The organism is Mycobacterium sp. pUA109 (genome assembly GCF_041287095.1).
Lineage (GTDB): Bacteria > Actinomycetota > Actinomycetes > Mycobacteriales > Mycobacteriaceae > Mycobacterium.
On record NZ_JBGGKS010000007.1, the window covers coordinates 206,762 to 229,150 of the forward strand.

General features: G+C 64.1%; 22 protein-coding genes. 7 read left to right on the plus strand and 15 right to left on the minus strand.

Annotated features, from left to right (window positions below; genetic code table 11):
- Positions 1–34: 34 nt before the first annotated feature.
- From ACAG26_RS10875 to ACAG26_RS10890, 4 genes are read right to left on the minus strand one after another with little or no spacing between them, the layout of a single operon-like run.
- Complete coding sequence (locus tag ACAG26_RS10875; RefSeq protein ID WP_370482002.1) at positions 35–3,175, minus strand: type I restriction endonuclease subunit R; 3,141 nt, start codon at positions 3,173–3,175, stop codon at positions 35–37.
- Complete coding sequence (locus tag ACAG26_RS10880; protein WP_370482004.1) at positions 3,172–4,497, minus strand: restriction endonuclease subunit S; 1,326 nt, start codon at positions 4,495–4,497, stop codon at positions 3,172–3,174. Before ACAG26_RS10880 ends, ACAG26_RS10875 begins: the two co-directional genes overlap by 4 nt.
- Positions 4,494–6,479 (minus strand): N-6 DNA methylase, encoded by a 1,986-nt coding sequence (locus tag ACAG26_RS10885; protein ID WP_370482006.1) that lies wholly within the window; start codon positions 6,477–6,479, stop codon positions 4,494–4,496. Before ACAG26_RS10885 ends, ACAG26_RS10880 begins: the two co-directional genes overlap by 4 nt.
- Positions 6,433–8,211, minus strand: a complete 1,779-nt coding sequence (locus tag ACAG26_RS10890; protein WP_370482008.1) for an N-6 DNA methylase — start codon at positions 8,209–8,211, stop codon at positions 6,433–6,435. The genes ACAG26_RS10885 and ACAG26_RS10890 overlap by 47 nt, the downstream gene beginning before the upstream one ends.
- Before the next feature lie 133 nt (positions 8,212–8,344).
- On the opposite strand from ACAG26_RS10890, the gene ACAG26_RS10895 reads away from it, so the two are divergent.
- Positions 8,345–8,818, plus strand: a complete 474-nt coding sequence (locus ACAG26_RS10895; RefSeq protein WP_370482010.1) for a nuclear transport factor 2 family protein — start codon at positions 8,345–8,347, stop codon at positions 8,816–8,818.
- An 89-nt stretch (positions 8,819–8,907) separates the two neighbouring features.
- Entirely contained in the window at positions 8,908–9,204 is a 297-nt protein-coding gene (locus ACAG26_RS10900; protein WP_370482013.1) for a hypothetical protein, read from the plus strand.
- 15 nt (positions 9,205–9,219) lie between these two features.
- On the opposite strand, the gene ACAG26_RS10905 is transcribed toward ACAG26_RS10900, so the two are convergent.
- Both ACAG26_RS10905 and ACAG26_RS10910 read right to left on the minus strand, forming a co-directional pair.
- On the minus strand, positions 9,220–9,876 hold the full coding sequence (locus tag ACAG26_RS10905; RefSeq protein WP_370482015.1) for a L,D-transpeptidase: 657 nt from the start codon (positions 9,874–9,876) through the stop codon (positions 9,220–9,222).
- 176 nt (positions 9,877–10,052) lie between these two features.
- Positions 10,053–10,295, minus strand: coding sequence for a hypothetical protein (locus ACAG26_RS10910; protein ID WP_370482017.1), 243 nt, complete (start codon positions 10,293–10,295; stop codon positions 10,053–10,055).
- A gap of 306 nt (positions 10,296–10,601) precedes the next feature.
- Here ACAG26_RS10910 and ACAG26_RS10915 point away from each other — a divergent pair, with 306 nt between their 5' ends.
- The 3 genes from ACAG26_RS10915 to ACAG26_RS10925 all read left to right on the plus strand — a co-directional run bounded on the left by ACAG26_RS10915 (position 10,602) and on the right by ACAG26_RS10925 (position 14,271).
- On the plus strand, positions 10,602–11,105 hold the full coding sequence (locus ACAG26_RS10915; RefSeq protein ID WP_370482019.1) for a hypothetical protein: 504 nt from the start codon (positions 10,602–10,604) through the stop codon (positions 11,103–11,105).
- A 1,076-nt stretch (positions 11,106–12,181) separates the two neighbouring features.
- Positions 12,182–13,357 carry a DUF5632 domain-containing protein gene (locus tag ACAG26_RS10920; protein WP_370482022.1) on the plus strand — a complete coding sequence of 392 codons (1,176 nt, stop codon included), beginning with the start codon at positions 12,182–12,184 and terminating at the stop codon, positions 13,355–13,357.
- Positions 13,354–14,271 carry a hypothetical protein gene (locus ACAG26_RS10925; RefSeq protein WP_370482025.1) on the plus strand — a complete coding sequence of 306 codons (918 nt, stop codon included), beginning with the start codon at positions 13,354–13,356 and terminating at the stop codon, positions 14,269–14,271. Before ACAG26_RS10920 ends, ACAG26_RS10925 begins: the two co-directional genes overlap by 4 nt.
- Before the next feature lie 3 nt (positions 14,272–14,274).
- On the opposite strand, the gene ACAG26_RS10930 is transcribed toward ACAG26_RS10925, so the two are convergent.
- The 7 genes from ACAG26_RS10930 to ACAG26_RS10960 all read right to left on the minus strand — a co-directional run bounded on the left by ACAG26_RS10930 (position 14,275) and on the right by ACAG26_RS10960 (position 20,087).
- Complete coding sequence (locus tag ACAG26_RS10930; RefSeq protein ID WP_370482027.1) at positions 14,275–14,646, minus strand: hypothetical protein; 372 nt, start codon at positions 14,644–14,646, stop codon at positions 14,275–14,277.
- A gap of 165 nt (positions 14,647–14,811) precedes the next feature.
- Entirely contained in the window at positions 14,812–15,462 is a 651-nt protein-coding gene (locus ACAG26_RS10935) for a phosphatase PAP2 family protein (RefSeq protein WP_370482028.1), read from the minus strand.
- A 206-nt stretch (positions 15,463–15,668) separates the two neighbouring features.
- A complete protein-coding gene (locus ACAG26_RS10940) occupies positions 15,669–16,103 on the minus strand; it encodes a hypothetical protein (protein WP_370482030.1) in 435 nt (144 codons plus the stop codon).
- Between the two features lie 48 nt (positions 16,104–16,151).
- Positions 16,152–16,877: a hypothetical protein gene (locus ACAG26_RS10945; protein ID WP_370482033.1), complete on the minus strand. Its 726-nt coding sequence runs from the start codon at positions 16,875–16,877 to the stop codon at positions 16,152–16,154.
- A 5-nt stretch (positions 16,878–16,882) separates the two neighbouring features.
- Positions 16,883–19,450 carry a hypothetical protein gene (locus tag ACAG26_RS10950; RefSeq protein WP_370482034.1) on the minus strand — a complete coding sequence of 856 codons (2,568 nt, stop codon included), beginning with the start codon at positions 19,448–19,450 and terminating at the stop codon, positions 16,883–16,885.
- A gap of 47 nt (positions 19,451–19,497) precedes the next feature.
- On the minus strand, positions 19,498–19,791 hold the full coding sequence (locus tag ACAG26_RS10955) for a WXG100 family type VII secretion target (protein ID WP_370482036.1): 294 nt from the start codon (positions 19,789–19,791) through the stop codon (positions 19,498–19,500).
- Positions 19,791–20,087, minus strand: a complete 297-nt coding sequence (locus ACAG26_RS10960) for a WXG100 family type VII secretion target (RefSeq protein ID WP_370482039.1) — start codon at positions 20,085–20,087, stop codon at positions 19,791–19,793. Before ACAG26_RS10960 ends, ACAG26_RS10955 begins: the two co-directional genes overlap by 1 nt.
- Positions 20,088–20,358: 271 nt before the next feature.
- Between ACAG26_RS10960 and ACAG26_RS10965 the strand changes: the two genes are divergently transcribed.
- Positions 20,359–20,841 (plus strand): hypothetical protein, encoded by a 483-nt coding sequence (locus ACAG26_RS10965; RefSeq protein WP_370482041.1) that lies wholly within the window; start codon positions 20,359–20,361, stop codon positions 20,839–20,841.
- On the opposite strand, the gene ACAG26_RS10970 is transcribed toward ACAG26_RS10965, so the two are convergent.
- Entirely contained in the window at positions 20,829–21,152 is a 324-nt protein-coding gene (locus ACAG26_RS10970) for a hypothetical protein (protein WP_370482043.1), read from the minus strand. The genes ACAG26_RS10965 and ACAG26_RS10970 overlap by 13 nt on opposite strands.
- 167 nt (positions 21,153–21,319) lie before the next feature.
- Between ACAG26_RS10970 and bluB the strand changes: the two genes are divergently transcribed.
- Entirely contained in the window at positions 21,320–21,916 is a 597-nt protein-coding gene (gene bluB / locus ACAG26_RS10975; RefSeq protein WP_370482128.1) for a 5,6-dimethylbenzimidazole synthase, read from the plus strand.
- Here the strand turns inward: bluB and ACAG26_RS10980 are convergent.
- The gene (locus ACAG26_RS10980; RefSeq protein WP_370482045.1) at positions 21,913–22,146 is read right to left on the minus strand and encodes a hypothetical protein; all 234 of its coding nucleotides are present in this window, start codon (positions 22,144–22,146) and stop codon (positions 21,913–21,915) included. The genes bluB and ACAG26_RS10980 overlap by 4 nt on opposite strands.
- Positions 22,147–22,389: the final 243 nt, after the last annotated feature.

The window sequence follows — 22,389 nt, forward strand, 5'->3', positions numbered from 1 at the left end:
CTACGAGGATGCCACGATACGGCCGTATCCACGACTAACCTTCCAGCGTCTGACCGACAGTTTCTCGCAGCATCTCGGCACGCAACCGTGCGAGCGCCTCTTCGCGCGCCGGTTCGGTGATAATTCGGTACGCGCGCCGCCGGGCAGCCTCCTTGATCGCCTTCTGGAATTCGTTGTTGTCGAAGTACAGCTTCACAAAGTCGGTATTGCGCTCGGCGTTCTCGGCAACGATGTCGTCGAGCCGACCGTCCACTACCTGACCGAACCGGGCCTCGTCGTTCATGAGCGCGATCTGCTGCATCTTAGTGTCCTCCACCAGTCCGAGTACTTGCTGGTAGACAAGGATTTCATCCTGCGTTCCCAGATCAAGTCCGAACCGATCATTGAGTTCCGCAATGACTTCCGAGAGCGGCTGCATATCCGGCTCGCGGTAACTGGTGCCGTCAGCTGCATGCCCGCGGACGTCATGGTCTCCGACCGCTGACAGGGACACATTATGCCGGCCGGTGAATTCGAGCCTGAAGTGACTGAGATCAGCATCGCCAATGTCAACCGATGTAGCCGGTCGACCGGGCAGGCGTAGCAACAGGATCCGTCCGTACTGGTACAACCGTTCGAGATCGCGATCGCCCCAGTCGACGATCTGCGCAATGAGACTGTACGCCCCCACATAGCTGCGAAGCGCGCCTCGGAAGCCCTCCCGCTCGTCATCGGTATCCAGCGCTACGAAGCGATCGATTGCCGGCTTGAGGTATTCGTGCAGTTCAGCGTGCAGCTTGCGTTCGGCGGTGTCGGTCATCCGCTGCGGGGCAGCCGCTGCCATCACTCGAACAAACGACTCCATCTCGGAAGCGACGAGGATCTCGTAATCCATTACCTCGCGCTGCTTGTTGTAGAGCAGATTGGGGTCGCCGGGCTGGGTAAGCGTGGTCTCGAACCAGGGCTTGAAGGCTTCTTGAATGTCAGTGGCCTTATTGACGAAGTCAAGGACGCGCACATCATCTTGCGTCTTGAGAGGGTGGATGCGGTTGAGTCGTGAGAGGGTCTGCACCGCGGTCACGCCAGTCAACGTCCTGTCGACGTACATTCCGCACAGCAGCGGTTGGTCGAAGCCCGTCTGGTATTTGTCCGCGACGACCAAAATCCGGTACTCGTCCTGGTTACGGGCAGCCGCATGCGGGTCGTCCGCCTTGGTATAGCCGAACTTCTCGGGAAGTTGACTCTCGGGGAACCCATTGAGCTGTTTCTCCGTATATTCAAGGTCGTCAACCTTGAGGTCACCCGAGAACGCGACGAGGGTCCCGCAGTCGGTATAGCCGCGCATTCCGACGTAGCTACGAATCGCCTGATATACCCGGAGGGCATGTTCACGACCGTCGGTGACCACCATCGCCTTGGCGCGGCCGCCCAGACGCTCCGATATGTTCTCCCGGAAGTCGTCGACGATGAGTTTTGCCTTCTGCTCGATGGAATTCGGGTGCAGCTCGGCGTACCGGATGAACTTGGCCTTGGCCTTCGCTGAGTCGACCTCGGGGTTTGTGATATCCGATTCAGCTTGGTCGGCCGCCGCATCGCGCAAGCGCCACTTAGTGTCGTAGGTGATGTAGTTTGCGAGTACGTCGAGGATGTAACCCTCGTCGATTGCTTGGCGCATTGAATAAACATGGAAGGGCACATACATTCCCAGCTCGCCCGTGTGCGGGTTAGTGCGGGACGGGTCGAACGTGCCGAACAGCTTCAGCGTTGGCGATTTTGGGGTCGCCGTGAACGCAAAGTACGACAGGTTCGGCTGACGTCCGCGTACTCGGGTCATGTATTCGACGTCGTCCTCATCGTCCAATCGCACAGCGTTGACCCCGAGAGCTTGTTTGATGCGCGCGGCGGAGTCACCGCTCTGGGAGGAGTGCGCCTCGTCGACGATGACCGCGTAACGCTTTCCGCCGAACTCTTGCCCCGCGATCTTCTCCAGCACGTACGGATACTTCTGCATCGTGCTGACGATGATCTTGGAGGTAGCATCACCAAGGGCGTCAGCGAGCTGTGCCGATCCTTCGTCGATAGTCTTGATGACGCCGGGGGTGTGGTCGAATTGGAAGACCGTCTTCTGCAGTTGACGATCGAGAACGACCCGGTCGGTGACAACGATCGTCTTGTGGAACACCGGTTGGTTGTCCGCGCCGAACAGATTCGACAGCCGATGCGCTAGCCACGCGATAGTGTTGGACTTGCCCGAGCCCGCAGAGTGCTCGATCAGGTAGTTACGTCCGGCCCCATATTCCCGTGCGTGCCCAACCATCTTCTGCACCGCGTCCCACTGATGGTACCGAGGGAAGACCCGCGGCGCGGTGTGCGGATTGGTCTTGACGCCCTTCTTGTCGGGAGTTTCGATGTGTACGAATCGATGCAAGATCTCGAGCCAGTTGTCACGCTGCCAGATCTGCTCCCATAGGTAGGCCACAGCATACGATCCGGGGGCGGCCGGCGGGTTGCCCGCAGCACCGGATACGCCGGCACCGTTGGACCCGACGTTGAACGGCAGGAAGCGGGTGTTGGCGCCGCTCAGGCGTGTGGTGATGAAGGCGCGGTCTGGGTCGACAGCGAAGTGAACGACAGCGCGCTTAGCGAGGAATACCTCACGTGGGTCACGATCACGCCGGTATTGAGCAATGGCGTCGTCCGCGTTCTGCCCGGTATTAGGGTTCTTTAACTCAACTGTGGCGGTCGGCAATCCGTTGACGAACAACGCCATGTCGAGCGAACGGCCTGGATGATTGACGCTGTACTTTAGCTGACGAGCAACGGTGAGCACATTTGCGTTGTATTCGGCGAGCGCATCGGCGGCTAGGGTGTGTCCGGGCCGGAAGTAGGCGAGCTCGATGAGCACTCCGCGGTCGCGCACGCCCTGCCGTAGTATATCGAGTACACCACGCGCGTCGACCTCGGCGGCGACACGCTGCGCGAATTGGCGCTGCGCAGCGTTCGGGTCGCCGCCGTACAGCTCGACCAATTTGTTCCACTTCTGCACCTGGGTTGCACCGATAAATCGGTACATCTCACCGGTGTCGAGGCAAAGCTCGGAATTGAAGGTTCCCTGCGCGCGCTGCCAACCTCGGTCGAGAAGCTCTGCTTCAACGCGGGATTCGAACGCGTACTCAGCATATGCGTTGCGGTTCATGCGGGTACAGCTTCGCTTGTCGATATGGTGCGGGCAGTCGTCACGTCGAACTGGCCAGTGACAGCGGCTGTGATGAGGGCTTGGCGGCGTTCGCCCAGCAGCCTGGATCGGAGATCAAGAAGAGACTGTTGCTGCCCGCAGTCTGTTTCTTCCTCCTTGATGAGCTCGATGATGCACTTCTGCTCCTCCACTTTCGGCGTGGGGATCTTGAGCTGACGAATCAATTCTTGACTCAGATTCGGCTGACCGGCTCCAGCCGCGAGCGACACAATGCCGTACTTGTGCGCTCGGAACCAGTAGGCTGCATAGTCGGGAAGCACCTGGCCGGTCGAAATTAGTGCGCAGCAAGCTTGGTTGAGGCATGCAGGCGACCGTAATATGCCCACTCGTCCTTTTGTATCGCCTTGGCCGTACATTGCAACGATCAGTGCGCCCGCGGGCTGGATTTTGAGGGCCGAATAATCGGCAAGCGCTTGCAGCGTCACACTACGGCTGATACCAGAAATCGCCCCATCTGTCAGATCTGAACTGTTCACCCACGGAATAGGGCCATCGAAGTACCGATTATCATCGGCTCGCGGAGTGGTTCCACTTGATGTGAGAAACACGCGGCTGACTTTGCTTAGCTTCCAACGTCTGCTCATTAGTGGCATCCATGGTATCGATGTCGAGATGACATCGTCGCTTTCTCCTGTTGTTGCCACCCGCATCGACTCGAGGAGTCTCGCCTCGATCAGTTTTTTTTGACGCGTCGACTCGCTTGCCAGGTGGTCAGTCCGCGCCGTTTCGGCATCGAGGAACTCACCGATTCGGCGTTGCTCGTCGATGGGCGGGACTGCAATCGGCGCACCAGCGAAACGATCACGATTCAGTTCAATCTGATTCGTGGCACCGACGACCAGTGCCGCGTAAAGGTAGTCCTGGAACGGTGTTGAGTTCAACCAGTAGTACATAAAACGTGGTTCGACAGACTCGGGATCGGCCCGCGCGATCGTGATGTGCGCATCAACCATGCTGGGTCGATCATCCGGACCTGCCTCGAAGTACCCAACTCGACCGAGCGTTCCGGTACCTGTCGAGTTGATAAGAACATCATGCGGGTGCAGGTGTCCCTTGAGCGTCCGAGTATCGCCCGAGTGAGCATGAAACCGGGTACGGCCCCAATCGAGTCCGCCCGCTTGGTTTGCAGCCTGACCGATCACGCGAACTGGCCCGTCGTCCACATAGTCCGGAGCTGTGCCGCGGTTGAGGAACGTAGTCATATGCTTAAGAGGACTCCAGTACCAGGACTCTGGCAGCGAGATGTCGAGCCGTGAACTCACCGGGTTACCTCCCCAAGCAGTTGCTGGATCTGAGCCTCAAGCTCGTCTAGCTCCGCGTCGATTTCCGCAAGTGGCCGCGGTGGCGTGTAGACGTAGAAGTGCCGGGTCAGTGGGATCTCGTATCCGATCTTGGTCTTGCTGTGGTCGATCCACGCATCGGGGACATGTGGTTTGACCTCGCGCGCGAAGTACTTATCGATGTCCTCATCCAGCGGGACATTCTCGTAGTCCCGCAATTCCGGGTCTGGCAGGACGTTCCCGTCCTTGTCCTTCTGGACTTCACCTTTCGGATCACTAACCGAAACTGTTCGCCAAAATGCCTTCAGCATTGACGGTGTCTTGTTCGGCCACTGAGCGCCCACGTCATTGACGACCTTGCGCAGCGCCTTCGCGGCTTCCTTTTTCGTCCACCAAGTGGTTCCTAACACTTTCTGCAACGCAGCGACCGCGGTCTGCCGGTCGCTCCAGAAACGGAGGCCCTTACTTTCTTCAATCGCCGCGAGCGTGTCCGCGCTGACCTCGAATCGTAGCTTGAGCGGGCGCTCGACCGTGATGCGGCGATATCCGAAGTCGCGGGTTCCGAAGATCTTAACCTTGTCGTGGTCAGGGCGATCGGGGTTATCAGTTACCGCCAACGCATCGCCATATAGCTCGGTGATGTGCTTGATCTGCGTATCTGAGACCAGCTTACGTTTGTCGCCCAGTGATTTTCGCATCTTTTCCCACTGGTCGCGGGCATCTAGGAGAATCACCTTGCCTCGCAGTTTATCTGGCTTCCGATTGGACAGGATCCAGAAGTAAGTGGAGATGCCGGTGTTGTAGAACAGCTGGTCCGGCAGTGCGACGATACCCTCAAGCCAGTCGTTCTCGAGGATCCAGCGGCGGATCTCCGACTCACCCGAACCGGCTGCCCCGGTAAACAATGGGGAGCCATTAAAGACGATCGCCAACCGCGAGCCTTTGCCCTCGACCGGCTCCATTTTAGAGATCATGTGCTGGAGAAAGAGAAACGAACCGTCATTAATGCGAGGCGTGCCGGCGCCGAAACGACCGCCGTGTCCGTGGTCGGCCTCCGCCTCCACTTCGTCCTTAACCTTCCTCCATTCAACACCAAACGGCGGGTTGGCCAACATGTAGTCGAACTTCTTGTCTCCATGCCCAGGGTTGGAGAATGTGTTGCCAAATTCGATGTGGCCACGCTGGTTTCGCATCAGCATGTCCGATTGGCAGATGGCCCACGACTCGCCGTTGACCTCTTGCCCGAAGAGGTACACCTCGGCATTGGGGTTGATCGACTTGATGTGATCTTCAGCGGCGGTGAGCATGCCGCCGGTGCCACACGCTGGATCGAGGATGTTGATGACCTGCCCCTCGCCCGCGACGGTGTCCGCGTCGGGCCCGATGAGCAAGTTGACCATCAGCTTGATGACCTCCCGCGGGGTGAAGTGCTCACCGGCGGTCTCGTTGGAGTCTTCCGCGAATTTGCGGATCAGGTGCTCGAATACGTAGCCCATGTCGTGATTGGACAGTTTGTCGAGGTCCTTCATCCCGGCGAACTTGCCTACCACCTGGTACAGGAGCTTTGCGCTTGCGAGGCGGGTGATCTGGTTGTCCAGATCGAACCGCCCGAGGATCTCCTGCACGTTCGGGGAGAACCCGTTGACATAGTCGCGAAGATTCTTCGCGACGCTGTTCGGGTCGGCGGAAATCGATGTGAAGTCCTGTGCTGACGTGTTGTAGAAGGGCAGCTTGGCAGCGCTCTCCAGCAACCGTTGTTTGTTCTGAATATCCAACTGCGCATCTCGCTTGCGGACAGCATCCCGGGTGGGCGCCATCACCGAGTCGAGCCGGCGCAACAACGTAAGAGGCAGGATCACCTGGCCGTACTCATGGCGTTTGTAGTCGCCGCGCAGCAAGTCTGCGATCGACCAGATGTCACTGGCCATCTTTTCGTGGGTCGGGGCTGTGGTCACGGTGCTCACTTCTCAATGTCGGAGGGTGATGGCTGGCTGAACGAGCTGCCGGCATCGGCGGGTCCGGGCCGGGTGACACAGTGCCGACTGTTAGGGCGTGGATGGTCTGATCAATGACGTTCGAGGTCGTATTCGTGAGAGCGGTGACCGCGCTGTGTAGGTCATGCAGGTATCGAAACGCGTCGCCGTAGCAGCGTTGCTGGGACAGCGGGAGTCGGGGGATGCGGCAGCGCCGCAGATCGTCCCGGCCTAGCGCGCCGAGTGTATTGCTCACGGGCACTGCGTTCGCGTCCCTCTGAAGGAATGTCGCTACGAAGTGCGGATCCAGGAGAGTCAAATCGAGTTCGATTACCTGCGCTAGCCCGCTCTCGTCGGAGTCGGTGCCGGTGGCGACGATCGGAGGACGGCCCAGAGTCCGTATCAACACGTCGCCTGCGCGGGGGACGGTATCGCGGGACCGAACTGTCAACGCGCTGGCGCGTTCGAGTTCGCCGATCGTCACACTAGACGGCCGCGTCGACCGCTCGGGCGCCACAAAGCGGGGCAGACCTTGCCCAATCCGCTCGTAGAGGCGCGCGAGTCGGTCGGTAACGCGGGCCAGGTCGGTCGCATTGACGTCGATGCGAGCGGTGAGAAAGCGAGACGGGAGAAGGCTGATATTCCCGTCAAGCAGCTCGACTCGATCAACAAGCCGGCATACCACCGGATCGGCGTCTGCGAAGAATCGTCTCCAGAGGGCGAATTCGTGCGGCACGTCAGCAGGTTCGCCCAGGCCGGACAGGTCAGTCATCCTTATCAGCGATTGGGTTTGCGCGCTCGATGGACGCTCCAACACCCACAGATACCTATCGGTGTTCGGGTCGCTGCCCATGCCCGTGGGCAGCGCAATCACGTCACGAAGCACTCCGGAACGCACGAGCGCGGCGCGAATCGACTGCCCTGACGACTGTATGCAGGTGCGCGGTGACACGGCCACGACGGCCATCCCGCCGGGACGCAGATGGGCGTAGCAGTGTTGCACCCAAGCCAATTCGGCATCGCGCACCTCCGGGATACCGAACTTCCACCGCGGATCGGTGACCAGCTCGTCTCTTGGCCAGCGTTGATCGACTGGCGGCTCGCACAGTACCGCGACAGCGTTGCCGATGTGTTTGCTGAACCTGTTGTCCAGCAATGAATCACCCGGGTTGATTTCGTATGTCACGTTGTCAGCTCGAGTGCGCAGGTTCAGCGACGCTGCGGCGGCCAACGATTCGTCGATGTCCTGCCCGGCGACGGCGACCTGTTCGCCGAATCGGTCGGCGACCGCCATGAGCACAGTACCGCTTGCGCAGGCCGGGTCCATGACGACCGGAAGTTCGGCATCTTCCAGATCCCAGAACATCGCGGAGTCAGGCAGCAGGGACACCATGACCCGGGCCAACAGCTCACCCGTCGTCCACATAGACAGGGCTGTCTCTGGAGCTGAATCCTCGTTTCTCACCTCGACCGATGTTGCGTCATCGAGCCGATGTGTCCCGGTGTCGGTGCGTCCGGCAGTCGCTAGCTGGTCGCCTTTGCCGGTCGCGGTCAGCCACGCCTCGACCTCGGCTCGGGAAAATTTCGGGTTCCTCGAAGTGCCGCCGGCAGGTTGAGGGAAGTCCGGGTAACGACGACGCCAATTTGATACCGCCGCCCGACCAACGCCGGCCCAGCGCGCGATTGCGGCGCCGGTGATTACCTCGTTGTCTTCGGAACTCATGCAGGGAACTGTAGCGCTCACATTGGGCCAACGCAAGCATTTGTGTACGTTGTTGACCGACATCGACTGCGTTCACACCGCGTACAGACGCGCTACCCGGGCCACTAGCCACCCTGTGTGCTGCAATGACCAGATGAGCCCCCGAGACGTCACCGCCGACATCGACGCGATCCAACAGGTCAAGTACCGCTACCTGCGCGCGTTGGACACCAAGCACTGGGATGACTTCGCCGACACCCTGACCGAGGACATCGCCGGCGACTACGGATCGTCGCTCGGCGAGGAGTTGCGTTTCAGCAACCGCACCGACCTGGTGGAGTACATGCGATCGTCGCTGGGGCCCGCCATCATCACCGAGCACCGGGTGACCCACCCGGAGATCAGTGTGACCGGCGACGAGGCGTCGGCCACCTGGTATCTGCAGGATCGGGTCATCGTCGCCGAGATGAACTTCATGCTGATCGGCGCGGCGTTCTACCGCGACCGCTACCGGCGCACCGCCGACGGCTGGAAGATCAGCGCCACCGGCTACGACCGCACCTACGAGGCGACCATGTCGTTGGCCGGCCTGGACTTCAAGCTCACGCCGGGCCGCGCCCTGGCCTGACCGCGTTTGGCACGGTCTGCCCCATCACCCGGGTTTAGGATCTGAACTCGACCGGTCCGCGTCGCCGACCGGTTGGAGGCGATGCGCCGATGAAGCGATTCTTGCTCGCGGCCGCGGGGTTGACCGCCGGGGCACTCGTCGGGACCTGCCTGTATCTGTGGTTGCCCGCGGCGCTGGCGGCCCTCGGAGTGGACGCGTACGGCGGGATCGCCCATGCCCCGTTCCGGGCGCTCGGAATCTGGCTTCTGGTAGCCGTCCTGTCGGGGTTGCTTGCCCGCAAGTCCCCCGCGGCACTGAAATTGGCCCTGCTGTTCTTCATGACCGGGATGGCGATCTACCCGGTGCTGATCGCGTTTGACACGGCCTGCCGCGTCCAGTCCTGCTAACCGCGCTGGGTCCGTCTACTTCGCGATCGCGATCAGCGCACCCGGCTTCAACCACTGGATGATCTTGACCAGGGTGGCGTCGTCGATGGCCACGCAGCCCGCGGTCGGCCCGCCGTCGGTGGTGTGGAAGAAGAACGCCGCCCCGTCACCCGGGGTCCGCGCGCTGTTGACGCCCATCACCACCGCGTGCTTGTACTGCGGGATCTCCAGGTTCTCACTGGCCGAGGTGTCAAACGGGCACTGCGCCTGCTGGCAGACCTGCATGGTGTTAAACGTCGGGCTGTGGTCATCGCCGTTCCACCAGTGGTTGGGTCCCACCTGGACGTACTTCAGCCCGCCGCCGGGGTTGGGTGCGGTGCCGAACGCAAACGGCAACGTGAAGACCCCCATCGGGGTGGCCGGATACCCGCTCTTGGCTTTCGCGGCCATGCCGGCGGACCCGACGTGGGTGGGAATACCGGCAGCGACCGGCTGCCAGCCCGCCGCGTTGCGCTGATAGACGTCCATCTTCGCATCCGAACCACCAACGCCGACAACCGAAACCACCTGGCTGGCACCGCCGACCGAGCCCGCGAACCAGGGGTTGACGACGGCCGCGCTGCGCGGTGCGAGCTCCAGCGTCACGCCGGCAGCACACACCGCTGCGCATAGCAAAGCCAGCAGACGACGCACCGTTTCATGATCAAGGCCATCCGACCTGAGGGTCAAGTAAAGGTTTAGCTACGGTTGGGTCACGCGGGCGCTCTGGTGGCCCGCCCTATTCGCTGAGATTGCGGCCAGGGCTGTGCTTCCGCCGAAATCGCGACCCTCACCGCAGTCTCAACGCCGCGGTGGCCCGCTCGACGGTGTTACCCGTCGCCGGCGCGTTCTAGTTCGGTCACTGGCACCACCTTCTTGAGGAAACCCCGCAGCGAGAGGTACTCGTCGAGGTGATCGCGGTGGTCATCGCAGGCGAGCCAGACCTTGCGGCGTTCGGGGGTGTGGATCTTGGGGTTGTTCCACAGCAGGCCCCACGTCGCTTGCGTGCGACAGCCTTTGCTTGAACAGGTGAACTCCCCGACGGGATCGGGCGTCGCGGATAGATCGGCCATTGTGGGTCGAGTCTACGCGGTGGTCCGTGGATGATCCGGTGTACCAACCCGCCACCAGCACAACAGGATCAACCGCCACAGACGTCACGCGGCATGCTGGCCGTCGCCTTGAGCAGCGGCCGCTAGAAAGCCAAGCTGAATACCGGAATTTGGGATCAGCGATACGATCGACGAATGCCGGATACGCCCCCTTCGGGGCTTCCTCCAGCAAGGCCGCCAGGACCGCCGCCCGCGGCGGGCTCGACCGGACTGCCGCCCGCACCGAGTCCGCCGGGACCACCTGTGCCGCACGCCTCAGCACCGCGAATGGCTTCACCGCGGACCTCGCGGGTACCCACTTTTACCGCGCTGGCCTCCCTCGTCGTCGCACTGGTCGCGGTCGGTGTCGCCGTCGCCGCGTGGCTGCGGCCGATGCCGGAGAACAGTCCCCCGCCGCCGTCCGCGCCGATGTATAGCGATCAGCAGATCAGCGACGCCAAAGCGAACGTCTGCGCCGCTTTTCAGATAGTGAAGAGTGAGGTGGCGCTGAACACCCACCGACCCCGGCCTGCAGAAAGTGAAGAGACTGCCATTCTCGCAATAGCTGCGAATGCGCGGCTTGCAGTTTACGCTGCCGGGGATTACCTTCTATACCGGTTGACTTCAGAACCCGCAACCCCTGCCGACCTGGAAAAACCGATCCGGTCACTTGCAACTTCATACCTAGAAGCGGGGATACATGCAATCAACGATGATACTGATGCAGATCTAGAGCCATTCCGTCACACTATAGACACCGACATCGCAATAGTTGATCGGTTGTGCCAATGACTAGCCCGCTCACCGGAGATTGGACGGAATTGCTTGTCGGCCATGTTTTGCCAACCGATGCAAACCTGGATGCCGTAAGTAGTGCGTCGAGTCATTTCGGAAACGTCGCCGCCAGGTTTCGCCATGTGGAGCACCGACTGCGGCAAGGGCTTGCAGCACTCTCCGAGCAGGAAGGCTCAACAGCCAACAGCGGACGAAATGCCTTCGAGCATGGCCAGCGACATGCGGGTGAGATCGCGGAGAAGTACGAGGGCATACAAGAATACAACCGTTCTGCGCATAATTCTGCCAGTGAACTTCGTTCCGAGCTTCTAACGATCGCAGACACCGGCAACTCCAAAATTAAGCAGATCCAAGGTTCCAAGGACCCCTTCCCGATCAAAGTCGGCAAGATTACCGATATCGTGGTCGAGTCTCAGACTCAGGCCAACACCAAAGCGGCGGCTTGCGCAGGAGATGTACTGACTGACATCCAGAACATTCTTAACAAGCACGGGGTTCAGCTCTCTGCCCAACAATTCGCTAAAGAACTGGGCATCGACACCACCCGTATGTTTGGATCACCGAGCATTGACACGATACACCAACAGGTGGAGACAACACTCAACAAGTTCAGCTCATCTACCACTACTGAAGCATTGGGGTTTCGTACACCGCTACCGGACTCGCCTGCCCCGCCACTCACTAATGTTGCACCAAACAATTTCGGCCTGGCCAACACACAGGCACCGGCTAGCGGACCCACACCCCCATCACCACTAGCAGGAAATCCAGCGCCACAAAACTTCGGACAGAACAACACCCAGCCACCATCTATCGGACCAGCACCCGCATCACCACCAGTAGGAAATCCGGCACCACAAAACTTCGGACAAAACAACACCCAAACAGCATCGAGCGGACCCCCCGTGCCCCCGTCTGCTGGCTCGTCAGCCCCCTCAGCTCCCAACGCCGGTCCAGCGCCAGTGTCAGCGCCTGGTTTACCGGCCTCCGCGCCGCCCGTGTCCTCCGCTGGCTTACCGGCGGCTAGCCTCCCATCGCCCACCGCGACACCTGCCCCGGCTCCGACGAATCTGATGCAGAGCTTCGGCCAGGGACTGCAGGCGGGCACCCCGATCGGGGCCAGCGCGCTGGCATCGGCGGGCCCGGTGGCGCCACCGCTGTCCGACCCGCCTCCCGCGCCGACACCGCATGTGGCGCAAACGTTCCCGTCCAGTGGGCACACCCCGGCGTTCGAGGTGCCGCCGCACCCGCCGGCCGCCGAGATGCCGCCACCCAGCTACGTGCCGCCCAGCGCTGCCGGCGGCGCCTATCTAGCCGGCCCGACGGCCGCGCCGCCCCCGATCACCGGCGCGGCCGCACCCGTGGGCCCGCTCCCGTCCTACGGCGCCGACATCCGGCCCGCCACCCCGGCGGCCCCAACCGCACCGGCCAGCCCTCCCCCGGCGGCGCCCGCGTCGGCGCCAGCCAGCCCGAGCAGCAGCGTCGGTCAGCCCGCGGTGGTGCGCCAATCCGCCAGCCCGGCCACGCCACCCCCGACGCCGGCGGTCGTCTCCGAGCAGGCCGTGGGTGTGACCGCCGGCGGCGCGATCGCGGGAGCCACCTCGGCACAAACCACCGCCCGCACCCGGCTGCAGAACCTGGTCGACACCGTCGCCCGCCAAGAACCCCGGCTGCACTGGGCCGCCGGCGAGCGGCCCGACCACACCACCGTCCTGGTCACCGACCTGGCCTGCGGCTGGATCCCACCGCATGTCGACATCCCCGTCGGCATGCGGCTGCTGGGACCGGCACGCCGCCGCGGCGACGTCGAGGCGCTGCTCGGCGAGGTCACCGTCACCGCCAGCTACATCCCCGGCCAGCACCTCCCGCAGGCCGAAGACATCGACCCGGTGCTGACCTCCCCGCGGGCCCGCCACGGACTCGTCGTCGACGAACTCGGGTGGGAACTCGGCCAGGCCACCAAATGGCGCGACGGGCTGCCCCGTCTCGCCCATACCCTGGCCAGGGCCGCGACCCGGGACACCGGCGTGGCGCCCGCCGAATACCAGGCGCTGCGTGAGCATCTGGCCACCGTCGCCGAGCGGGTCCTGCGCGCCTACCCCGACGACCTGGACGGCGCGGCGATCGAAAACTGGCAGCTGCTGGCCACGATCGCGGCGCTGGTGAACGGCAGCACCGCCGTCGCGAACTATCACTTCGCCTGGTTCCAGGCGTTGAGCCGGACCGCCGCGGGAGGAGCCCTGCCATGACCACCGACGGTGGTGACCTGCAGTTCGACGCGTCGTCGTGGGCGTCGGCGGGCGCCCAAAACGGGCCGGCACCACCGATCACCCCCGCGCAGGTCGCCATGGTGCACTCGGCGATCGACCAGCTGTTGGCGGCCCTGGGGGTCGCCAGCAACACCGGCATCCCCGGCGACAACCTCGACGCGCAGACCGGGCAGGCCGAACGCGAAGCCGGGGTCACCGACGCGCAGGCGAATTTCCCCGCCAACGAGCAACAGTCCGCGCAGCTGATGCAGGCCCTTCCGCAGGCCCTGTCGGCGGCAGCCGGCGCCTTCGGCGGCGCGTTGGGCGCCGCGCTGCAGCCGTTTGGTCAGCTTGCCCAGCAGGGCGCCCAGGCCGCCCAGCAAGGGCTGCAGGCCGGTCTGGGCGGGCTCGAGCAGGCCGGTGACCCCGACGCGGACCTCAGCGACGACGTTCTCGACGAGTTGCCCGAGGACTTCGGCGGCACCGCAGGCGATTCCGGCGTCGGTGCCGGCGACTTCGCGGGGGGCGCCGGCGGCGACACCGCCCCGGCCTCACCGCTGGGGCCGCCACCGATTCCGTCGGCCGCCACCTATCCGGCCTCGGCGCCCAGCGGGCCGCCGCCGTCCTCGGGTTCCGCGGCACCGTCGGCCACACCGCGCGCCCCGATGGGTGCGATGCCGTTCGTGCCGCCGGGCGCCATGCAGGGCGGCGGGCTGGGTGAGGAGCCAAAGGCCGCCACCAAACGCGTCCTCGCGCCGTCGGTGCGCAACGGCGCACCGGTGCAGGGCCGAATCACCACGCCGCCCCCGGCGCCGCCGGTGACCAAACACATCAAGGGCAAGCCGGTGGCCACCCGCCGCATCCTGGTGGCCGATCCGAAGGGCGACGACAGGCAGGGTGGTCCGGAGGCCTAACCGTCACCGCTGAGTCAGTTCCGTCGCGATACGCGTACCGGCTTCGGTGAGCTTGAGCCAAACCGCGAATGCCCACGCTGCCGGATCTTCGTAGTGGTTGACGAAAAGGTCGCGCACGCGGGACATTGCTTCATCCAGGGGAATGTCGTCCCACTCATCAAATTGCATGAGTCCATCGGCGACGAGCGACCGAATGGTGGACAACGCCAGGCTTTGTTGTTCTGCAGTGGTTTCCGCGAGATCGTCTCGGGTGATCACTGATTCGACCTGGGCCAGCGGCACCAGGTCGTAGAGCCCACTGGTGAGCAGCTCCTTGCGGAGCCGGTCTTGTGCCGTGTCGCCCCTGTTGGGGCGAGCCTCGTCCGGATGCGCCATTGTGCCCCACATTCTCCTAGGTGCGTGCCGGCTCGTCTCGAGAACCACTTACGTCTCGGGCGGAGCACCGGGCGATCCGCACCGCTCCCCCAAACACCTGAAGCCCAAGCTTGCGGCCTCCTACCGCATCAAGGCGGCCGGCCACAGGCAGGGTGACCCGGAAGCCTAACCAACCTGCGGCCGCAGCACTCGCCGGCACAGCAGGAAGTACAGGTAGCCCAGCGCCCACCCGGCCAACACGTCGGAGGGGTGGTGCACGTTGAGCGCCACTCGGCCCACCCCGACCGCCACCACGATCAGCGCCCCCACCGCCATCGCGGCCGGCCGCGCCGCCGGACCCAACAACGGCAGCAGCACGGTCAGCAGGGCCAGCACCGCGACGATCACCCCCAGCGCGTGCCCCGACGGAAACGACCACGAAGGTTCGACCACCAGCGCGGTCACCGGCCGTGGGCGTTCGGCCAGCGTCTTGGCCACGTGCGTGACGACTTCCGACAGTTCCACCGCAACCAGCAAGAACAACGCCGCCCGCAGCCGGCGGCGCACCAGAGCGGCCACCACCGCCAGCATGCCCACCACCCGGAAGGCGGCCGGGCTGAACACCGTGCACAGCAGCTGCCAGAACTGCACCCACCCGTGGTGCTTCACTCCGATGTCGTGGGCCGCGGTCAGTGCCGCGGTATCGACGGCCGCCAGCCACCCCCAGTCCTGCCGCCAGCCCACCCACATCAGCGCGTAGACGAGCGCGGCGGCCGCGGCGACGATCGACGCGTGAGGCGGGACCACATCCTTCCGCCAGGCCGTATACGACACCATGCCTAAACGACTACCAAACCAACCTCGCCTGCGAGGCACCGGAGCCCAGGGCGGTGCAAGCCGGGCCGCTGGAGATGTTGATCCGCTCGCGTACTACCTGCGGCCCACGACCCATGCCGCAACCTCGTGAACCAGCTGGCAGTGCATACCTCACCGCGATACGGGTGAAGTAGCCGAACGGCGGCGATGAATCATCGCCCGCGTGGCTAGATACGGCGGCGTAGCGGATCCTCGGCTGGATCCCAGGACGGTTCTTGCCGTTGTGCCTGCCGTTTGAGCATCCTGCGCAGCCCGCTGCGGTCCCCGTATTCTTCGCGTATTCGACGGATCCGGCCCAACACGACAGGGTTATCCGCGACATCCTGCTCAATCCGGTCAAATACCAGGCCAACCTGGTGCAGCGCCTCCCGGTACGCCTGCACATATCCCTGCTCAATCGCCTGGCTCAACCGATCAGGCTGCATACCCTTCGCAACCTGAGTGAGTTCAAGGCGCACTAGATCGCCCTGAATCGACACGGTGATCTTCCCCGCGCTCTCGGTGCCTCCTGCCGCCGTAACGTCGACGGTCCCGGCTACATTCGCAATCCAGCTACCGAGCCAACGGACCAGGTCATCGTCAGCTAACTCCTCGAAACCCATAGCCGTACCTTCTCCACGGGATTGGTACTCCACGAAAGGAAGTGAATCCTAGTGGGGTACCTCGTCCATGCCATTCTCCCGCAGAGTAGCCGTCATCGCCTCCACGACCCGCGCGGCCGGCCAATCATCGGGAGCCGAGATGAGGGTTCCCCCAGCTAGTTCGGTGGAGGACAGTTGGTCCCCGAGATGACTGACTGTGCCGACGTCGGAGCTGATCCATGTCCGGTATCCAACGCCGATCTTCCAACCACCACGTCGGGCAAGGCTGTTCGTCGCGGAGTCAGTTAATTTGGCGTAGGCGGGGTTCCATGTGGAGGCAACGGCTGCGCACACCGCGTCCGCGGCCTCGCTGGTGATGTCTCCAGGCGTTTGCTCGTGGATGCGGACCGTCAGATGATGTAACGGTATTCGCCCGCCCGGCGAGATTGCACCGGCGTTGATTTCGACGCGGATACGGACTCGCGGGCCCTCGCCGGATAGCCATATCCGATAACCGCTCTCCGGTTCGGGCTGAGGAGGCTCGTAGGCATCGTTGACGCTGACGTAGCTTCGCACTATCCGCACCAGCTCGCCCTCCGACCCTTCCCAAGGCTCGTCGTCAAGGGTTCGCCAGTGCTCGATGTCGAAGAGGTGTCGCAACTGCTGTATGAGCGAGTTGGTGCGCGCCGCGATCCATTCAGGAGACTCTCCCGTCGCGACCCAGATTGCCCGCACAAATGCGTCGGCCGCCCACGCGGGACGTGTCTGCAATGTCACCTTGGATTCACCTTTCATCTAGGTCACTGCTTCGGCGTATAGATCACGTCGATGTCGTAGATGTCGTTGTCTTCGAGCATCTGACGAAGTGCAGCTGCGCCATAGGGATCAGAGACATGCCATTCGAGCTTGGCTCCCGGTGGAAGTGCGCTCAGTTGCCGCTCAGCGGTCTCAAGATCACCAAAGGCCCGTTTGACCCAGTATCCGTTCTCAGGCTGCCAGAACAATCCCCGGCGTCCCATCTTCCCGTCTATGAAGACCTCTTGGTCCCCACGGTACAGGTGACTATCGAAAGCAACCGGCTTCCCTGTGGCGGGATCGACCTGCAAGAACTCAGGGACCCTGCCGTCCGCGGCTCGCTCGATGCCGCCTGTCTGTAGCTGATAGTCCACCCAGTCGTCGGTGCCGCGATTGTAGTACTTCCAGCCCGACTCGCTCTGCCCTGGAATCCAGGTTTCCGGCGGTGTGTCGGGTGGCCACCGTCCGGGAAGGTACGGGTCTCCTGACGGGTAGTTACTTCCTGCATTCGGGTCGAATGTGTCTGGTAGCGAGTGCGGTTGAGGGGCGGGTTCTTGCGGTCCGGCGCCCGCGTCATCTGAGTTGCCAGGAGTACCGGTGTTCGTGGGTTCTGTGCCGTCGCCGGTGGTTCCGTGGCCGTCCCCGCTCGGCGGTTGGTGAGGCGTCGGTGGTGTCTCGCCGGGAGTCGCGGGCGGCTCTACGTGTCCCGGAGGCGTCTCACCGATCGGCGCACCTCGCGGAGCCGATGGTGCCTCACCGGCTGGCGCGCCTGCCGGCGCAGGTGGTGTGTGGTCGGCAGGCGCGGGCACGGATGCTGGCGGTTTCTCAGCGACCGGTGTGCCTATAGGTGCTGGAGGCGCGTCACCAGGCGGCGCAGGCGCCTGGGGCGCCGGTGTCGGGCCGGCCGGTTCGCCTGCCGGCGAGGGTGCGTGTCCAGGCGGCGCTTCGACCGGTGCCGCTGGCGCATGACCGGCCGGTGCCTCGACGGGTGTGGATTTGGGTTCGGCGGTCGGTGTTACGGCTTCGGGTTTGGGTTCGGCGGCGGGTTGGCCGGTGTTGGTGGGGCGGGGTTGGTCGGTGACCGTGGCGCCGGGTCGGGGCTGGTCGAGGGGGCCCGGTTTGGGTAGTTCGGTGTTTCTGACCTGGGGCAGGCTGTCGAGTTTTTCGGTGATTTTCGCGGCTTGGGGGGCGATATCGGCGACCGGCAGGCGCGCGGCGGCCGCGGCGTCGCGGGTCAGCGCCGACCCGGCCCTGGTTTCGACCGCGGTGGCGGTTTCGGCGGCGCGCGCGCCCGCTTCTGCGGCGGCGGTAGCGGGTTTGGCTGCTTCGGCCCCGGGTAGGAAGAACGAGGCGAGGGTGACCATATCCGATCCCACCCCGCGCATCGGGTGCTCCCCGCTCAGGTCATCCCAGTCGATGAGGGCTTTGCCCATCTCCAGCGCGCCATGCGGGTCGGTGACGATCTTGGTGAATAAGGCGGCGGGATTGGTCAGCATCAACAATCCCTCGGCGGTGCCCTTCCAGGTTTGCAGGGCTTCCTTCGGGTCGTAGAAAAACCGGGACGGGTTCAGCGCAGCCACCGACCCCAGCACACCGATAACGTTCGTCCACGCCCCCACGTCGAGATCGATCAGCGCATTGGCTATCGGTGCGATCGCCGGAAATTCTTTGCTGATCCAGCTCTCCACCGTATCGGCCAGACTCTCCAGCGCCGACGCGAGCCCTTTGATGGCATCGACCCTTGCTTTACCCTCACGCCCCAAGTTGCGCAGCACCGCCATGATGTCGCGGGCCACAGCCTTAATCTCCTCCAGCGGATTCTCACCGGAAAACAGATGGCCGATGCTGTCCAGCAGCCCGGACGGGGAAAGCCGTTTCAGCAGATCACGGATCGCGTTTTGCGCCTTCTCCACCTCACCGGCGAACCCTTCGAGCTCGGTTGCGATGGTGCTGCACATGCCGGCCAGCTTGGTCAGCGAGTCGGCGATGTCATCGACGGCGGCGCCCATGGTCTGCTGTTCGGGGATGGTCTGGGCGGTGATCGACGGTTTGACGGTCGGCACCTGGGCCCCGATCCGGCTCAGTGCCTGTCCGAGGGTTTTCCACGTCCCCGCGGCCTCGCGCATCGCGCCGGGATCACCGTTGGGCCACACGTCGCCCACAAAAAACTCCACCACCGCCCACAGCATCGGTTTGGCGATCCCGCCGCCGAACGGGCTGGGAATCGTCACCGTCACCTGGGGCGCCGCGGGCTGGGCCGGCACCGGCACCGACGGCGCCGGGCAGCCCACCGTCGCGCCCGCCTCGGCCGCAGCGTAATTGGCCGCCGACATCTGAACCCCGAACCCGACCTGCCCGCACGCTTTCAACGCCGACAACGCGGCCTTGACCACCTCGTCAGCATTTGTCCGATACGTATTCGCGAACACCGTTCCCGCGGTGTCTTCCCCGGCGTTAAACCCCTTCAGCGACCCCGAAAACGTCGTCAACGCCGCAGCCAGCGCCTCACCATCGCCAGCCAGCGCCACACCCGCGGCGGCCAACGGCACCGGGTCAACCTCAATGGGCGCCATCGCTCACCCCCGGCGCCCTTACCGCGTTGTGTGGGCGCACAGGTGCCCTACCCCACACCCCACATCTGCGAATTCCCGGTAATCGCCCGCTTATAACCGTCATGGGCGTTATCCAAAAAACGCTGCAACTGCCCCAACGCCTCGCCCATCTGCTCGGCACCGGCATGCAACCGCCGATGCGCGTCTTGGCCCGCCGCAGCCGCCTCACCCTCCCACGAGTGCGACAACCGGGCCATCAGCGACTGCGCATCAGCCACCGAAGCCGCCACCACCTTGTGGAAATCGCCCATCTGCGTCACCGCAGCCGCCAACTTTTCCGGATCCACCGCGAACTTGCTCATCACATATCCCTCGACCGGTCACCGGCCCCCTCGGCCTCCTGAAATGCCTTGGCCGTCTTGCCCATCGCTTCGGCGAACCGTGCAAAGCCCGACACCACCGCATCAGCGCCCTCATGCCACTGCTGCCACACCTTGTGGTACTCGGCCGACGCATCCCCCGACCACGACCCGCCAACCAGGCCACGCACAGACTCATCCAGTGCAACAAACCCCGACCGCAACCGCTCAGCCGCCCCCGAAAAATCCTGCGCCGACCCACTCAACACCGGCAACTCAACCAGCAAACGCCTCGACATTCAACCACCCCCGATCACACTGTCCTCAGCAAAGAATGCCAGCAAATTTTATCATTCGTCAAGGCAGCGATGGAACATCCGTCCGTTCTCGGGGCCGGGCCCATCACCATCTACCCCTGGCCCTCCAATCCGGGCGGCCGGGGCCCACCGCCCGATATGAACGAGGCTCACCAGCATCCGTCGTGCACCGGTGACCAACCCAAAAGACCCCTATCACGAGGCGCCGCAACGGGCACCGCCACACCACCTCGGGCGTAGGCATACTGGGCTGGTGGCCGTCTTTATCCGCCGGCTATTCGGCATCGGCAAGCTGCCCGCCGACCTGCGGGCCGAGGTCGATGCCGAAGGTGTGCTCTACCTGGCCGACTACGTTGCGGTGACCCGACGGTTCAGCGGCGCGGTGCCGGGCCTGCGGTCACCGCACAGCCTCGCCAGCTACGTCGGGTCGCTGGTGCTGACCTCCCAGCGGGTGCTGGCCACCCTGTCATCGCTGCCGAAACTGGCCGGGCGCACCGTCGACGTGCGTTGGGACGCAGCGCAAACCGGCGCCGCCGGGGTGGAAATCTCGGCGAGCGGCCTGCAGGTCGAGATAAACCTCGCCGCCGTGGATCCCCGGTTCAGCGGGGAACTGTCGTTGCACTACAAGCAGCCGATTCCCGGTGATGTGCTCACCCAGCTGCCGCTGCGGTCACTGGCATTCGACGTGCCCCCGGAGTACGTCTACCGCGCGGTGGGTGTGGCCTACAACCCCTGAGCCGTGCGCCGCGGCAGCTCGATCCACCCGTGCAGATCCGGCCAGGGCGGCCGGCGCAGCATGGCCAGGGTGCCGAAGACCGCCGCCAGCAGGCCGGTGATCACACCGATCAGCGCGATCCGGTTGTGATCGATGGCTGGTACCCAGGACACGTCGCCGCCGCGGATGACGTACACCCCGAGGGCGCCACCATCGCGCACCCGGGTGACGGTGATGACGGTGGCCCCATCGGGCGTCTGGTACGGCTCGCCGTAGGCGCGCCGGGCCGCATCCGCGGCGGGCAGGTGGTCGAGCACCTCGGGAATCTTCACGATCGGCTCCCTTCGTCGCCGAGGTCGACGCTAGCGCGCAAAACCTCGAGTGCGGGCCTCGTTGCCGTCGATCTCGGCGCACCGGGCACGATGGCCAGGTGACCGATCACGCGTTCAGTCTGTCGGAGCGCCGAGCGGTGTATCGGGTGATCGCCGAACGTCGCGACATGCGCCGCTTCGTGCCGGACAGCACCGTCGACGACGAGGTGTTGGCCCGGGTGCTGCAGGCCGCGCACGCCGCCCCCAGCGTCGGGTTGATGCAGCCGTGGCGGTTCATCCGGATCACCGATGCGGCGCTGCGTCGTCGCATCCACGCCCTGGTCGACGAGGAACGCCACCTCACCGCGCAAGCACTCGGCCCCCGCGACCAGGAATTTCTGGCGTTGAAGGTCGAGGGCATCCGGGAATGCGCCGAACTGCTGGTCGTCGCGCTGCGCGACGGCCGGCAGGCGCACGTGTTCGGGCGACGCACCCTGCCCCAGATGGATCTGGCGTCGGTGTCCTGCGCGATCCAAAATCTATGGCTCGCCGCGCGCGCCGAGGGCCTTGGCATGGGCTGGGTGTCGCTGTTCGATCCGCATCGCCTGGCGCAGCTGCTGACGATGCCCGCCGACGCCGAACCGGTGGCGATCCTGTGCCTGGGACCGGTTCCGGAGTTCCCGGACCGGCCCGCGCTGGAGTTGGACAACTGGGCCTTCGCGCGGCCCCTGGCCGAGTTCGTCTCCGAAAACGGCTGGGAGTTGGCACCCGAGCCGCCCGACTAAGACCCGGAGGCGCTCCCCACCAGTTGGGCGGTGCCGACCGGGATGCCGAGCGGCCGCTGCACCAGGACCTCCACCGACACCCACGCCGCCGGCGAGAAATGGGTGGTGTTGGCGGGCTGCGGCGGGTGCTGCGTGCGGACCACGGTGAGCACACCGTTATCGGCGATGGTGAACTCGCCGTCGACAATGATCGAATCTCCGCTGGCCATGCGGATGGAGAACCAGGACACCGACCGAACTCCTCCCTGTGGACTGGGGATCAGGCTATGAGGCGGGCCACAGTTCCGCTCGATGGCTGGGGACGGCGGCCCAGCGGCGGTGGCCCGGCGGCGGCGGCGCCTTCAGCGCGGCAATACCACGCTGACCTGCGCAGACGTGCCCCACATCGGGGTCGTGCCGCCGGCCGGCGAGGTCGAGCGTGGAGAAAAAATCATCACTACCGATACTCTCAACCGGCGGAGCGCAACAACACA

Coding starts and splice junctions, on each gene's coding strand:
- ACAG26_RS10875 (WP_370482002.1), bottom strand. CDS start 3,175: ATGAACCGCAACGCATATGCTGAGTACGCGTTCGAATCCCGCGTTGAA.
- ACAG26_RS10890 (WP_370482008.1), bottom strand. CDS start 8,211: ATGAGTTCCGAAGACAACGAGGTAATCACCGGCGCCGCAATCGCGCGC.
- ACAG26_RS10895 (WP_370482010.1), top strand. CDS start 8,345: ATGAGCCCCCGAGACGTCACCGCCGACATCGACGCGATCCAACAGGTC.
- ACAG26_RS10900 (WP_370482013.1), top strand. CDS start 8,908: ATGAAGCGATTCTTGCTCGCGGCCGCGGGGTTGACCGCCGGGGCACTC.
- ACAG26_RS10910 (WP_370482017.1), bottom strand. CDS start 10,295: ATGGCCGATCTATCCGCGACGCCCGATCCCGTCGGGGAGTTCACCTGT.
- ACAG26_RS10915 (WP_370482019.1), top strand. CDS start 10,602: ATGGCTTCACCGCGGACCTCGCGGGTACCCACTTTTACCGCGCTGGCC.
- ACAG26_RS10920 (WP_370482022.1), top strand. CDS start 12,182: ATGCAGAGCTTCGGCCAGGGACTGCAGGCGGGCACCCCGATCGGGGCC.
- ACAG26_RS10925 (WP_370482025.1), top strand. CDS start 13,354: ATGACCACCGACGGTGGTGACCTGCAGTTCGACGCGTCGTCGTGGGCG.
- ACAG26_RS10930 (WP_370482027.1), bottom strand. CDS start 14,646: ATGGCGCATCCGGACGAGGCTCGCCCCAACAGGGGCGACACGGCACAA.
- ACAG26_RS10935 (WP_370482028.1), bottom strand. CDS start 15,462: ATGGTGTCGTATACGGCCTGGCGGAAGGATGTGGTCCCGCCTCACGCG.
- ACAG26_RS10940 (WP_370482030.1), bottom strand. CDS start 16,103: ATGGGTTTCGAGGAGTTAGCTGACGATGACCTGGTCCGTTGGCTCGGT.
- ACAG26_RS10945 (WP_370482033.1), bottom strand. CDS start 16,877: ATGAAAGGTGAATCCAAGGTGACATTGCAGACACGTCCCGCGTGGGCG.
- ACAG26_RS10950 (WP_370482034.1), bottom strand. CDS start 19,450: ATGGCGCCCATTGAGGTTGACCCGGTGCCGTTGGCCGCCGCGGGTGTG.
- ACAG26_RS10955 (WP_370482036.1), bottom strand. CDS start 19,791: ATGAGCAAGTTCGCGGTGGATCCGGAAAAGTTGGCGGCTGCGGTGACG.
- ACAG26_RS10960 (WP_370482039.1), bottom strand. CDS start 20,087: ATGTCGAGGCGTTTGCTGGTTGAGTTGCCGGTGTTGAGTGGGTCGGCG.
- bluB (WP_370482128.1), top strand. CDS start 21,320: ATGCGCCGCTTCGTGCCGGACAGCACCGTCGACGACGAGGTGTTGGCC.